Origin of the sequence: Rhizobium sp. ERR 942 (genome assembly GCF_007828395.1) — a bacterium.
Classification (GTDB): Bacteria; Pseudomonadota; Alphaproteobacteria; order Rhizobiales; family Rhizobiaceae; genus Rhizobium; species Rhizobium dioscoreae.
The window spans coordinates 1-13,003 of the sequence record NZ_VIUA01000009.1; the positions used below are offsets into that span (position 1 = coordinate 1).

16 protein-coding genes are annotated in these 13,003 nt (G+C 56.5%); 5 read left to right on the forward strand and 11 right to left on the reverse strand.

All coding sequences use genetic code 11. From position 1 onward, the window contains the following. Positions 1-152: 152 nt before the first annotated feature. The 6 genes from FBZ97_RS28915 to FBZ97_RS28940 form a co-directional block, all read right to left on the reverse strand. Positions 153-761 (reverse strand): general stress protein, encoded by a 609-nt coding sequence (locus FBZ97_RS28915; RefSeq protein ID WP_145323080.1) that lies wholly within the window; start codon positions 759-761, stop codon positions 153-155. 25 nt (positions 762-786) lie between these two features. Next, a complete protein-coding gene (locus FBZ97_RS28920; RefSeq protein ID WP_145323264.1) occupies positions 787-1,065 on the reverse strand; it encodes a PepSY domain-containing protein in 279 nt (92 codons plus the stop codon). A 223-nt stretch (positions 1,066-1,288) separates the two neighbouring features. Continuing rightward, positions 1,289-1,543, reverse strand: coding sequence for a hypothetical protein (locus tag FBZ97_RS28925; protein ID WP_145323082.1), 255 nt, complete (start codon positions 1,541-1,543; stop codon positions 1,289-1,291). A gap of 63 nt (positions 1,544-1,606) precedes the next feature. Continuing rightward, a complete protein-coding gene (locus tag FBZ97_RS28930) occupies positions 1,607-2,107 on the reverse strand; it encodes a ferritin-like domain-containing protein (protein ID WP_113388654.1) in 501 nt (166 codons plus the stop codon). Positions 2,108-2,172: 65 nt separating this feature from the next. Beyond that, positions 2,173-2,355 carry a hypothetical protein gene (locus tag FBZ97_RS28935; protein ID WP_113353112.1) on the reverse strand — a complete coding sequence of 61 codons (183 nt, stop codon included), beginning with the start codon at positions 2,353-2,355 and terminating at the stop codon, positions 2,173-2,175. An 86-nt stretch (positions 2,356-2,441) separates the two neighbouring features. Next, on the reverse strand, positions 2,442-3,740 hold the full coding sequence (locus tag FBZ97_RS28940) for a divalent metal cation transporter (RefSeq protein WP_246661893.1): 1,299 nt from the start codon (positions 3,738-3,740) through the stop codon (positions 2,442-2,444). A gap of 233 nt (positions 3,741-3,973) precedes the next feature. On the opposite strand from FBZ97_RS28940, the gene FBZ97_RS28945 reads away from it, so the two are divergent. Beyond that, positions 3,974-4,189, forward strand: coding sequence for a hypothetical protein (locus FBZ97_RS28945; RefSeq protein ID WP_069614249.1), 216 nt, complete (start codon positions 3,974-3,976; stop codon positions 4,187-4,189). Positions 4,190-4,215: 26 nt separating this feature from the next. On the opposite strand, the gene FBZ97_RS28950 is transcribed toward FBZ97_RS28945, so the two are convergent. After that, complete coding sequence (locus tag FBZ97_RS28950; RefSeq protein ID WP_145323084.1) at positions 4,216-5,079, reverse strand: alpha/beta hydrolase; 864 nt, start codon at positions 5,077-5,079, stop codon at positions 4,216-4,218. Positions 5,080-5,138: 59 nt separating this feature from the next. Further along, positions 5,139-6,221: a DNA topoisomerase IB gene (locus FBZ97_RS28955; RefSeq protein WP_113353110.1), complete on the reverse strand. Its 1,083-nt coding sequence runs from the start codon at positions 6,219-6,221 to the stop codon at positions 5,139-5,141. Positions 6,222-6,478: 257 nt separating this feature from the next. Between FBZ97_RS28955 and FBZ97_RS28960 the strand changes: the two genes are divergently transcribed. The 3 genes from FBZ97_RS28960 (at position 6,479) to FBZ97_RS28970 (ending at position 9,503) form a co-directional block, all read left to right on the forward strand. Then, positions 6,479-7,396 carry a hypothetical protein gene (locus tag FBZ97_RS28960; protein WP_113353109.1) on the forward strand — a complete coding sequence of 306 codons (918 nt, stop codon included), beginning with the start codon at positions 6,479-6,481 and terminating at the stop codon, positions 7,394-7,396. A gap of 787 nt (positions 7,397-8,183) precedes the next feature. Beyond that, complete coding sequence (locus tag FBZ97_RS28965) at positions 8,184-8,549, forward strand: hypothetical protein (RefSeq protein WP_145323086.1); 366 nt, start codon at positions 8,184-8,186, stop codon at positions 8,547-8,549. A gap of 435 nt (positions 8,550-8,984) precedes the next feature. After that, positions 8,985-9,503 (forward strand): sigma-70 family RNA polymerase sigma factor, encoded by a 519-nt coding sequence (locus FBZ97_RS28970; protein WP_113353107.1) that lies wholly within the window; start codon positions 8,985-8,987, stop codon positions 9,501-9,503. Positions 9,504-9,654: 151 nt separating this feature from the next. Here FBZ97_RS28970 and FBZ97_RS35140 read toward each other — a convergent pair whose 3' ends face one another. The 3 genes from FBZ97_RS35140 to FBZ97_RS28980 form a co-directional block, all read right to left on the reverse strand. Beyond that, positions 9,655-9,990, reverse strand: a complete 336-nt coding sequence (locus tag FBZ97_RS35140; RefSeq protein ID WP_348642383.1) for a DUF6714 family protein — start codon at positions 9,988-9,990, stop codon at positions 9,655-9,657. 189 nt (positions 9,991-10,179) lie between these two features. Then, complete coding sequence (locus tag FBZ97_RS28975) at positions 10,180-10,692, reverse strand: NUDIX hydrolase (RefSeq protein ID WP_113421061.1); 513 nt, start codon at positions 10,690-10,692, stop codon at positions 10,180-10,182. A 30-nt stretch (positions 10,693-10,722) separates the two neighbouring features. Beyond that, positions 10,723-11,733 carry a LacI family DNA-binding transcriptional regulator gene (locus FBZ97_RS28980; RefSeq protein ID WP_113421062.1) on the reverse strand — a complete coding sequence of 337 codons (1,011 nt, stop codon included), beginning with the start codon at positions 11,731-11,733 and terminating at the stop codon, positions 10,723-10,725. 183 nt (positions 11,734-11,916) lie between these two features. Between FBZ97_RS28980 and FBZ97_RS28985 the strand changes: the two genes are divergently transcribed. After that, positions 11,917-12,945, forward strand: coding sequence for an ABC transporter substrate-binding protein (locus tag FBZ97_RS28985; protein ID WP_113353103.1), 1,029 nt, complete (start codon positions 11,917-11,919; stop codon positions 12,943-12,945). The last annotated feature ends 58 nt before the right edge of the window (positions 12,946-13,003 follow it).

The window sequence follows — 13,003 nt, forward strand, 5'->3', positions numbered from 1 at the left end:
CGCCCCTTGCGCCCGCCTGGCACAAACGGCTCGATCCGAGACCACTGTTCCGCACTGAGCCTATCGATATCCATGACCGACCTCCAAAAGTCAGCTTTGAATCTGATTTGCTCCTAATTGGGAATCCCAAACCCTTAATTCGTCACCACAGCCTAGAGGCGGTGCGCGCGATTGCGCTCGCGCTCGGCCAGGATCTGTTCCGACGTGTAAGGAGGTGCCGATTCGTCAAAGCCGGTCCATCCTTGCTCCACATAGCTCGCGCGCCGTTGTGCAATGTCGACCGGACGAGACGCGGCAAGGATCGATTGAGCCTGCGCTACGCGACTGTCTTCGACATGAGCAGCGACCAGCGATCCGCCGCGACGAATACCCTCTGCATAGAAATGCGCATCCTCTTCGGGAATGCCTTCCGTGATCATCGCGCCAATAATCCCCCCCACCGCTCCACCGGCCACAGCGCCCGCTATTGCACCGGCGGCCGTCGCAGCAAGCCAACCGGCTGCAACGACCGGTCCCACTCCGGGAATGGCGATCATGCCGAGACCGGCGAGCAGGCCCCCGGCTCCACCTGCAACGGCTCCGATGCCAGCACCGGTGCCGGCGCCTTCCGCGCCATAGCTGCCTTGCCCTTCGACATCGACGCCATCGGCCTTGTTCGTGATGATGCTGATCTCGTCAGACGCGACACCGGCATCCTCAAGGGTCTTTACGGCCGTGCGGGCATTATCATAGCTGTCATAAAGTCCAGTAACCGTCTGCATTGGATGCTTCTCCCTTTGTTGTGGATTATTTCGCCATTGTAACGTTACCCTGGAAATCCAGGGAGATGCCGACTGGTCTGCCATCCTTGTCGGCGCTTGCACGCCAGACGCCCTGGCTATCGAGCTTCAGATCACGAATATTCCTGTATCCGGCGTTTTCGAAGCGCGATTTCGCCTGCTTCTGACTGAAGCTGTTTTTGCCGGCGATCGGAGCCCCGGGATTGCGGTCAGTGTTGACGGCGGGCGTTGTCTGCGATGTGGTTGGTTTCTCACTTTGCGCGAACGATCCCGTCGCAAAAGCCATCGCGACAAATGTGATGCTGAGACAAATGTGATGCTGATAAGCTTGTTCATGTTCAAACCTTTCGTTACTGCCGATGCGAACCACGCGAAGGGCCCATTGTTCCCGCAATTCAGTGGGAGATGGATTTCAGGCAAAGAGCGGCGCGATTGCTCCTCGCCATGCACGGCAGGGCTGAAATAATCTGATTGCAACAACTGGCGACCAGCGGCTCGCCCGGATATAGTCAGGTTCCCTCATCCTTGAGAGCCAGGTACGTGATCTCCATTTTCAGAGTGAGCCGCACTACCGGAATCTTGTCACTCCTGGCGACTTCGACAGCAAGGCATTCGCCGTTCTTGTTCGGGATACCATCCAACGCCATCTCCGCCAGTATTCGCTTCGCCTCATCAACGGCTGATATGAGATCCGGGAGATCTTGGCCCTCGTCATCATCAAGCACTGTCTCGCAATCTTTCGTTGCGAAATAAAAGTTCGTCATGTTCGACCTCAGGCGGTGCGCTGCCAGGGGCAACGCACCGAAGAAGAAGTGCCGGCTGTAGTCCTATGCCGCCTTTTTGGCTTTTGCATTGGCCGCTGTTTCCGCCAGCTTCGTCAACTTCTGATCCGTCGCCTTTTCTTCCGCGAGCGTCTGCTGGAGAAGAGGTACCGCATCCTTCAGGCCGAGCTGCTTGGCCCATTCGATCAAAGTGCCATAGCGGGCGATCTCGTAATGCTCGACGGCCTGCGCCGAGGAGATCAGACCTGCATCGAGTGCCGGAGTTCCCTTGAACTCTTCGATGATTTCGTCAGCTTCCGCGATGATGCCCTGGATCGCTTCGCAGGTCTTGCCGCGCGCTGGCTTTCCAAGGAGCTCGAATACCTGTTCCAGGCGTTCGACGTGACCTTGGGTCTCATCGCGATGGTGGAGAAAGCCGTCCTTGCCTTCCTGCGCTTGCGCTGCGCGTGCCATCTTCGGCAGGGCCTTGAGGATTTGCTTTTCCGCGTAATAGATGTCTTTCAGCGTTTCCAGAAAGAGGTCGTTGAGTGTCTTTTCGGATGCCATGGATGTCCTCCATCGAATAAGGATTGAAAGGAAGTCCGCCATGCGGACCTCCCTAGCGAGCTCTATCAGGAATTCTTGTGGCTTTGCTGGCCAGCCTTCACATGCTGTTCGTGGCTACCGCCACGGGTGCCGCCCGACTGCTCGTTACGAGACGAAGCGTGCTTCGTGTTGGTATCCTTGTCGGCGTTCTTGTGGCTCTGCTGGCCGGCTTTGACGTGCTGTTCGTGGGACCCACCTTGGGAAGCCATGATGTTTCTCCTCTTGTTTGATTGCGAGACCTTCATTGGTCTCGCGGCTTCAAACAGGCTTTGGACATGTTGGTTCCCAGCAGCGATCAAAAAAACGCAGTTGCCGCCATTCCTATCACGGCAACGAACATCGCTAGACACGCCGCCCAGCCGACAGCACGCAGGGCCCTGCCGATGACGAACTGTTTCATGACATCGCGATTGGAAGCGATCAGCATGAGGATCACCATGACGGGAACGGCGACCACGCCGTTGATCACCGCACTCCAGAACAAGGCCTTCATCGGCGGGATGGGGGTGAAGTTCAAAAGCATGCCAACGATAGTCGCCAGACCGACGGTCGTGTAGAAAGCCTTGGCCTCGCTGGGGTCGCGAGATAGGCCGACTTTCCAACGAGCCGCCTCGCCAATCGCATACGCAGCTGAACCTGCAAGAACGGGCACTGCCAAAAGACCGGTCCCCATAATGCCTATTGCAAAGATGATCTTGGCAAACGGTCCGGCCAGTGGTTCGATCGCTTTCGCCGCGTCGACGGAGCTTTCGATATTCGTTGAGCCTGCTGTGTTAAGGGTCGCGGCGGTCGTCGTGATGATCGCGAGTGCGACGATATTGGAAGCGGCCATGCCAACGAGCGTATCCAGTGTGATCCGTGTATTTGCCTTCTCCGCCTCCGCCGGATGCTTGACGAGAGGTTCTTCACGAGGCTTCTCCTTGAGGTCCTCGGCTTCTTGAGATGCTTGCCAGAAGAAGAGATAGGGGCTGATGGTGGTTCCGAAGATCGCGACGATCATTGACCAGTAATTCGGATCCGCCTTGATGGTTGGGAGCAGGAGACCGCGGCTAAAGGCCAACCAGTCGACACGCACCACAAAGAGGGTCGCAATGTATGACAAGAGCGCCAGGCTCAACCATTTCAGGACGGCGACGTAACGCTTGTACTTCAGGAGGACCTGCAGAAGGATGCAGATCACGCCAAAAGCCGCGACGTAAATGAGCGAATTGCCATTCAACAGCAAATGTGCCGCATCCCCCATCGCGCCGAGATCGGCGCCGAGATTGATGACATTGGCAATCAGGAGCGGAACGGTGACACTGACGCCCACCCAGCGCGGATAACATTTCACCATGCTGCCCGCCAAACCTCGGCCCGTCGTTCGGCCAATGCGGGCACTGATCATCTGCACCGTCACCATCAGCGGATAGGTGAACACCAGCGTCCAACTCGCGAGGTAGCCGAACTGCGCTCCGGCCTGTGAGTAAGTCGCGATCCCGCTTGGGTCGTCGTCCGAGGCGCCGGTGACCAGGCCTGGTCCCAGGATTTCCAACAGACGTGGTTTTGAAGATTCGACGACAGAGCTTTTGTCGTCCATCTGATAGCCGCTCATGACTGCCTCCTGCAGAACCGGACCGCGCATCTTGTCGGTCGCGGTGCGAACAAACCGTGCTTATTGATCATTTGTTCCCGGACACGCAGCCCGCGCGAAAGCAATCCAATTTCAAAAGCTTGGAAGGGGCGGCACGATCAATTCCTGCTTGCTCCTCGCAATATCTTCTCCGCGCGGGAACCTTCTGCATCCAGATCGATTTGATCTACAACGCAACTAAGGAGACCGCGCATATGGAAAAGCAACGGCGCTTCGAGCGACGTCGACCGTTAAGAGGCTCAGCATATACGCTCACCGATTTTCAGAAAAAGTATGACCTCGACGACCGCAGCGCCGAAGATCTCTTCATCCGCTTCGGTCCATCCTCGATCGAACTTGACCTGCTGATGGCCGCAAAAGGGCGGAAGCCGTCTTTTGACGAGCTAACGAAAGAAATGCCGCAACAATAGATAAGGACCGGGCGGAAAATCCTACGTCAGGACGCCTTGAGGAAGTGCAGCAGCGCGCGTGCAAGATGCATGGGGTTCTCCTCCGCTACATGGTGTCCGCTCTCGATGCCATGACCCGAGACATTGGTCGCCCACGATCGCCAAATTTTTCTCGGATCGCCGAAGAAATACTCGAGATCGTCACGTGTCGACCATAAGCAAAGCAACGGGCATGCAATTTTTTTTCCGGCTTTGCGATCCTGCCATTCGTCTTCGCGATCGACTGTCAAGCCAGCCCTATAATCTTCGATCATTCCATGAACGACGGCCGGATCATGGATCGCCGCCATGAGATCCTGATAGGCTTCCTCCCCCATGAACTCAGGTGTGATCGCCTTGTACCAGCCTCTTGGATCGGCATTGATCGCCTGTTCCGGTTTGTCTGGTTGAGCAAAGAAGAACCAGTGATACCAATCGCGCGCGAACCGCCAATCCATCCGTTCGAGATGTTCGATAATGGGGATACTGTCGATCACGACGAGTTTCGTGATGATCTCGGGATAATCCATGGCGAGCCTGAAAGCGACGTAGCTTCCACGATCATGGCCCGCGACGGCAAAGCTGCGATGGCCCAATAGCTGCATCAAGCTGACGCAATCGAGCGCCTTTGCCCGCTTTGCCGAGTGCCGGCTATCGTCTGTGTCAGGTGGTTGAAAGGATTTCCCGAACCCTCGGAGATCGGGACAGACGACGGTGAAATTCGGCGACAGCAAGTCCGCCACCTGGCCCCACGTCATGTGCGTTCGCGGATGCCCGTGCAGCAGAAGCAGGGGCGGTCCATTGCCTCCATACCGAACCCGTAAACTGCCAGGTCCGACATTCACGGTCTCGACTGCCATACCGTCAAACAATTCTCGCCTCCCATGCTCAGTCCGCCGATCACCTCATCCAAGAGGATGCGGACTCCCTTTTAAAGGCTGACATCCCTCGCCGCCCGTCTTTGAAGCCACCGCAATACGCGGATCTCCTCCATGTCCATCCAATTTAAAAGCCGCTCACTGCGTGTTTGAATCTTAAGCACATCACCGAGGCGCTCATTCCGGAAATCCTCGAAGACCGCGGGATGAATATAGGATGTCTTACAAACCGCGCGCGTATTGACGAGCATTGCTGCGACAGCATCGACCACCTGATTAAGCTGCCGCGTGATCGCGCTTTCCGACGATTCGACCTTGAGAGGAGCCAGCGCCGAGACTGCCAAACAGGTCGCGCCCCACGTCCTGAATTGGCGCGAGGTGAAATCACTTCCCATGGTTTCCCTGATATACGTATTGACATCTTGCGACGAAATCTGGCGACAACCACCGTCATCGCAGACATACTGAAAAAGTTGCTGACCTGGCAGTTCCTGCAAACGTCGCACGACATTGGCGATACGCCGGTCGCTATGAACCAGATTCCATTCTTTACCTGATTTTCCCTTGAAGCGGAATTTGACCGTCCCGCCCTCCACCCGGACATGACGGCTCTTCAACGTCGTCACTCCATAGGACTGGTTCTCTTCGGCATAGGCGGTGTTGCCGATGCGAATATAGAGGTTATCGAGTATCCAGATCACCGTGGCCAAAGCCTTTTCCATCGTCAAGCCGCGCGAGCGCAGATCGACGTCGACGCGCTGGCGAATTTCGGGAAGGGTATCGCCGAAATCGGCGAGACGATCGAACTTCGCGCGGGCACGCTCGGACTGCCATTCCGGATGATAGCGATATTGTTTGCGACCCCGGGCATCGAAACCGACAGCCTGAAGATGAGACAACGGATTGGTTGAGATCACAACATCCGTATAGGCGGGAGGAATGGCCAAGGCATTCAGGCGAGCGATCTCATCTCGATCCCTAATCCTTATTCCGTTTGGAAGGTAATAGACGAATCCGTTCCTTCCGGGCTTTCGGGTGATGCCGTCTTCGAGATTGCCAATGTAGATCAGTCCGGAATGGAGCTTTGCTTCGGCAGCCGCGGCAGCGGCTTCGACTTTGGCGACTATCTGGTTCATGGGCCGTTAACTCCCATCCGGCGTCGCGGTTCCCGGAGCGCCTTATGTCGTGACGGGAAACTGCATCGATCCCGGAGAAAATCCATCAAACGGGTGAGTGATCATCTGGAACAAACAATGTCGACCGCCGTTGCAATAGGCGTGAGTTTCACGTTTGGAGGATATTCAACATGGGTCGAGGTATTCTGCTCTGGCTTCTCGGCATCCCGCTGCCAATCGTCATTCTTCTCGTTCTCTTCACGCGATAGGAGGTGCGGATGTCCTCTGTCGAAGAAGTACCCGCGGGAACCGTCCCAGTCGAGTCGTCCAAGCCGGCCATCGTCTGGGGCCCGATCATCGGTGGCGCGCTCGCAGCGACCGGCATTGCTCTTATCCTTCTTCTCCTCGGATCCGGGGTCGGCTTGACGATGGTTTCACCGTGGTCCAGCCAAACCAGCTCAGCGGCGACGGTTGGTATAACCGCCGCGATCTGGCTGATAGTGGTTCAATGGCTATCATCCGCGATCGGCGGTTACATCACTGGCAGGCTGCGTACGAAATGGGTGGAGATACACTCCGATGAGGTCTTTTTCCGTGACACGGCGCATGGATTTCTAAGTTGGGCGCTGGCAACAGTGTTCGTGGCTGGATTTCTAGCGTCTTCGCTAACATCGCTGGCGGGCGCGTCAGTCGATGCCGCGGGTAAGGTCGCGCAGACCGCGGCGGATGTTAGTGCCTCTGCTGCACCAGCGACGAAGACGGACGCGACAGCTTACTTTACCGACGCCCTGCTTCGGCCCGCAAAGGTTTCAGACCGTGCCCAATCCGATGATCGCGCAGCAGCGGCAGAAATCTCACGCATCCTCCTGCAAGGGGCGGCCAGTGGAGAAATTCCCGATAGCGATAAGTCCTATATGGCAGCAATTATCTCCGCGCGTGCTGGCCTTTCTGAGGCCGATGCGCGCAACCGCGTCGATACCGTGCTTAAACAGATCGATGACGCGAAGTCAGCTGCGAAAGAAGCGGCTGACAAGGCTAGGAAGGCGGGCGCGACGACCGCACTGGTCGGTTCTCTTTCGCTCCTGGTGGGCGCTTTCATCGCCTCCGCAGCTTCGGCCCTCGGCGGCCGGCAGCGTGACGAAGAAGAAGACCTGGTCGTTACAACCCGCGGCCGGGTCTCTGAAGTAAAACGGTAAGTTAACACGTACCTAATGAACAAGGTTCATTACGGTCAAACAAGTCGATCGCCACGAACGGAGCCTGAGATGCCCAAACGGAACGATTCTCCTGCAGTTCAATCCCTCTCGAACGAACGCGAGGAGCAGCAGCAGCAAGCAACGCAAAACGAACTCGAAAGGGGCCTTGAGGACACATTCCCGGCGTCCGATCCTGTTTCTGCGACCCATACAGCAGTCTTACCGAAGCATGCCTCCTCAGAAGCCTCCGAAAGAGGCAGGGCGCGGCATCATGTTGATGCATTTGAAGACAGACTTCCTATCACTTCAGACGGGCACGTAACGACAGGCGACGGAGCCGGTGACAAAGGTGCCGCAAAAACCGAGGTTCGTGCGCTTTACCGAGCAGCGCGCCAAGCGAGTCGAACTGATCCGGCGCCAACTGCGCGTGACGCTTCCGTCCCTTTGCCAGATGGCGCCGGTCTGCTAAGCGAGTTCAAGCATAGGATTCGCGAGCGACCGATCGCGACAATAGTTGCGGCCGCGGTGATAGGGTTTGCGTGTGGCATGACACGCTAACCAATTCGATCATCAATAACGCCGCCGAGATACCGGTGGATTGAGGATGACGCGCAATAACTGAGGTGCCTCAGGTGAATGGGTCTGGCTGGAAGAAGTAAGTGCCATCAATGTCGCCAAGCTGATTAGGGATTTGCTCGATCCTATCACCGGCACTCCGGTGTTCGTCGACGTTGGGCAAGGACTGTTGCGGTAGCAGAGTCTTATTTGCCACAAGGGAGAGTACCAGATGAATCAGAATGACAGCCTCGAGGATACAGCTAAACTCGAAACCCATCACCAGGCAGAGATCGGCCCTCGCGAGAAGCTCCAGCTGCGATTGCTGGAGCTACGAACCGAAATTGCAATCGTGCGAATTCGACTGCTGACGATTAAATATCGGGCAAGGAATGTCGCCTGGAGTGGAATCCGATTGGTTGATGCCTCTGCGCATGACCAACTTGGAGCTTATCCATGGCTGAAGTTATCCGCAGCATCACTGGCGGCCTTCATAACAGGGCGCGTCCTTCGACGGCTACCTCTCAGCCTCATGATGATCGCGGCAAGACCGCTCCTTGCGACAGCCGTTGGGTCTGCTTCGAGGCATATCCGCTAAGCGGATTAGCGCCTACATTACCGATCGTCTCATTTCGCTTTCGGATCATTCGTAGATGAATTGACAATTATAAAGCCCGCCATTGCGATCGAAACAAGACCAAAGTCACAATCGAATATATCTTGTGAAGACAACTCGCGAAGCAGATTCGCCATATCTTCAAGTCAGCGAATAATGCTGATTGACCACCAAGAACAAGGCGATGCTGCGGCGATTCCTATCGTCTTTCTAGCTGCAAATACGATGATGCGATGTCTTTTGTGAACACTGCACTGATATCAAACCTAGATGGGAAAACATGCTGGGTCGTGATCGGAAAGGACAAGCTCTCTGTAATTATCCGAACATAGTTTTGTCTGCTTGCGTACGGAAAATATGAAAGGGGAACAAGCTAGGCGAGTAAGCATTGCAGATTTATCCAGGAGGATAAATCAAATGCTCATAACCGCATGTTCCACATTGCAGGACGAAGTTGTCGCCCTGCTGCCAGCCTTGCGCAACTTTGCCCGACGGTTCGTTTTTAGCGAGACCGATGTCGACGACCTCACGCAGGAGACTGTCGGCAAAATGCTTGCCCATCTCGATAGCTTCACTCCGGGAACCAAGCTCAGGAGCTGGGCATTCACCATTATGCGAAACACCTACATGACCGAATACAAGCGCCAAAAACGGGTCCAGCTTCGTAATAGTGATGATGGACTTTTCGAAATTCCAGTAGCAGGCCGCCAGCAGCTCTGCATTTATACGGCCGACGTCCGTTCTGCCTTAGCTCGCCTTCCCACATATCAACGAGACGCACTTCTTATGATTGTCGATGGTTTGTCATATGACGATGCGGCGAGACTTTCCGGGTGCGAGATCGGGACGATTAAAAGCCGCGTGTCACGCGCACGCGCGACCTTGGTTAAAATCCTCGGCGAGAATTCGATACGTAGTGCCGCCTCGATCCAGTAAGATCCTTTGTGACCTGCGCGCGAATGGAGCTTGGGTTCACCTCCGGAGACTGAGAGAACCGAGCGCGATGTCTGGACAGTCCGTCGTGTCGACAACAGCACATTTGCTGGATGGTTCCGCCTGTCTCTAGAAAGGAGGGGGCAGAGATTGGCTATGGGCTACGACCAGGCGCATGAGGCAAGGAATATGCTTCCTGATACGCGGGCAAATGACATCGCATCCCCTTGGCATCGAAAAACGACGGGCTGCTGGAGTGCTTGTTGAGAATCTCTGGGGCGATCGCGGTCCAGCCGCCCTTCTCATCATCGGCCCGACATGCGGCACGAACCTCGTTGCTCGCGTAATCGTCAAGCGCCTGCATCTTACCAGGGCCCTTGTCCAAGGTGGCTCCCGCAAACGCATCTCTTATGGCGGCTCTCACCTTCTTTGGGAGATCAGACACCGGTTTGATCAAAGGAGGCGCCCGTTCAATGGTGCGCTCCGTCACCGTGCGATGTTGGCCAAGCTCCGCGTTCGGTGCCCTCAAACTGGAGCCCGGTCAACGAACCTTCCGGCCTCCGCGAACCTGAACACTAGAAATCGTTCAGGTTGATTGCGGGCGAGAACAGTCCGAAGTCTATGTGATCAGGTGTTGGCCAGGACCTGTGGTTCTGAAGTTTCTGATTTCCAACGTTTATTATCGCTGAGGCCTAAAGTTGATGAGCAGAGATTTGAGCTCAATTTCACGTACGCGTCTAGCCGCCTCGTCGAGGCTGACCCAATCGATCCGCCGCTGGCCTCGCTCCTTGAACTCATTCCGGATTTCTTTCACTTCCACTTGAAACAGGTCAACGACGCATGGCACGACTTTTCCGTCGTCAAGTTCTTTCAGATAGGTGTATCGGCCGATCGGCGCTCTTCTCACCTTGCCGCGGACACCAGCTTCCTCCCATGCTTCGATGGCGGCTGCCTCGTGAGGCTCCTTGCCTTTCATGGGCCAGCCTTTCGGCACGATCCAGCGCCCGCTTTCACGCGAGGTAATCACCAGAACTTCGATCTCGTCACCGCCCTCCTTGTAGCGAAAACAAAGCGCGCCATATTGGTTTCGAAACGCACTGGAAAACAGCCGTTCCGGCGTGCGTGCCAGCTGTTGCAGCAGGTGCTTTGATTTGGGGAATGTTGGCTTGCCGCTGTCTTTTTTTGATGTCATATCATTCAACTTATCAGCCTATCCAGCGCCCTATCCTCCTCTAACCGAGCCTCGCCACGCCAATTCGGCGTGCAATGTTACGGAATGGCCCTCGAGCCTGTCCGATGACGGGCTCTCGCCCAGCCATGTCACAGCCTGTCGTGCGATTGCCACGACGGGCTGAGCAAAGGTCGTCAAATCATAGGACGACCATGAGGCCTGCTCAATATCGTCGAAGCCGACGACGCAGAGCTGATCCGGGATCGAAAGCGAAAACTGGTGCCGTGCCGCGTCCATGAGGCCGCAGGCCAGCAGATCGGTTGCACAAAACACCGCGTCCGGTCGTTCGCTTAGGGTCAGCAGCCGCTGCGCGACGACCTTGCCAGCCTCGTATCCGGTCCAGCCATATCGTTCGACGATCACATCCAGTCCATGGGCCTTCGCCGCCGCGATGAAACCGGCCTCACGCGCCATCAAACTCGGCGTGCCGGCTTCCGAGTTCGCGAACGCCAGCCTGGTGCAGCCGGCGCGAACGAAAGCGGTCACAACGCGCCCTGCCGCCTCGCGATCGTCGAGATTGATCCGCAACGGTCCCGGTTGATCGTCGTCTCTGTTGATCAGAACGAGGCGCTGGCCGTTTCTCAGGCAGAGCTGGGTGATCGACTTGTCGGGCAGGCCTGAGAGAATGATCGATGCATCCGCCCTATATCGGATCGCCTGCTGAAGCGCGCGATCGACGCTGCCGTCGGAGCGGTCGGTATTGACGAGCATGGCGACCTTGCCGACGATCTGCAGCTGCTGTGTCAGCTCGCGCAGCAATGCAGACCGATAAGGTGTCGCCACCTCCGAGACAATCAGACAGACGATGCCGCTTTCATTGCGCATCAGCCCGCGGGCGAGATGATTGACGTGATATCCAAGCTCCTCCGCCGCCCGCAGAACCTTTTGGCGGGTGGCCTCCGAAACGCTCGCCCCTGGCGTGAATGCGCGAGAAACCGCCGAGCGCGAAACACCCGCCCGCCGCGCAACTTCCTCGGCACTGACAAAATCTCGTTGCGACACACCGCCTCTCCTCTTCCATCCAAACTCCATCATAGTTTGCAATCGCGTGCAATATGGTGATCTCGGTGGTTTTGTGAAACTTTTATGACAGCGGTAGTTGACAGTGTGAGATAACCAATGCAGCATTTGCACGCGCTTGCAAAAAGCGCTCGGCGTGGAGGCGCCGTAAAGTAGGAGGACATCATGCGATTGGTCAACATGGCCGCGACAGCCCTTGCCGCGGGAATTTCGCTTATTGCCTGGTCGGCGCATGCCGCGGGCGATTTGAACGTGATCTGCTCGGCGGATCCCGAAGTTTGCGACCTGATGAAGGGGCTCTTCGAGAAGCAAAGCGACATCAAGGTCAATATGGTTCGGCTTTCGGCCGGCGAAACCTACGCCAAGATCCGCGCCGAGGCGCGCAATCCGAAGACGGATATCTGGTGGGCGGGAACCGGTGACCCCCATTTGCAAGCCGCGGCCGAGGGCCTGACGCTGGAATATAAATCACCGCTTTTCGACCAGCTTCAGGATTGGGCGAAGAAGCAGGCCGAAAGCGCCAATTTCCGCACGGTCGGCGTTTATGCGGGAGCGCTTGGCTGGGGCTATAACACGGATATCTTGAGGAAGAAGGGCTTGAAGGAGCCTAAATGCTGGGCCGACCTTCTTGACCCCTCCTTTAAGGGCGAGATCCAGATTGCCAATCCGAACTCGTCGGGAACGTCCTACAATACTTTGGCGACACTCGTGCAGATCATGGGCGAGGACAAGGCCTTCGATTATCTTTCGAAGCTCAATGCCAATGTCTCGCAATATACCAAGTCGGGCTCCGCCCCGGTGAAAGCGGCAGCGCGCGGGGAATCGACGATCGGCATCGTTTTCATGCATGACGCGGTTGCACAGACCGTCGAAGGCTTTCCCATCAAGGCGGTGGCACCGTGCGAGGGCACGGGTTACGAGATCGGCTCCATGTCGATCATCAAGGGCGCCAGAAATCTCGACAACGCCAAGAAGTGGTACGACTGGGCACTCAGCGCCGAGGCACAATCGCATATGAAGGATGCCAAGTCCTACCAGCTTCCCTCCAACAAGTCGGCCGAGGTGCCGAAGGAGGCCCCGAAATTCGAGGAGATAAAGCTGATCGACTACGACTTCAAGAAATACGGCGATCCCACGATCCGTAAGGCGCTGCTTGCCCGATGGGACAGGGAAATCGGCGCCAAGGCCAACTGACGGCTTTTTCGATTGCCCTCGCAGGCCGGCTCCTCGTGCAACCGGCCTGCGTCATCTC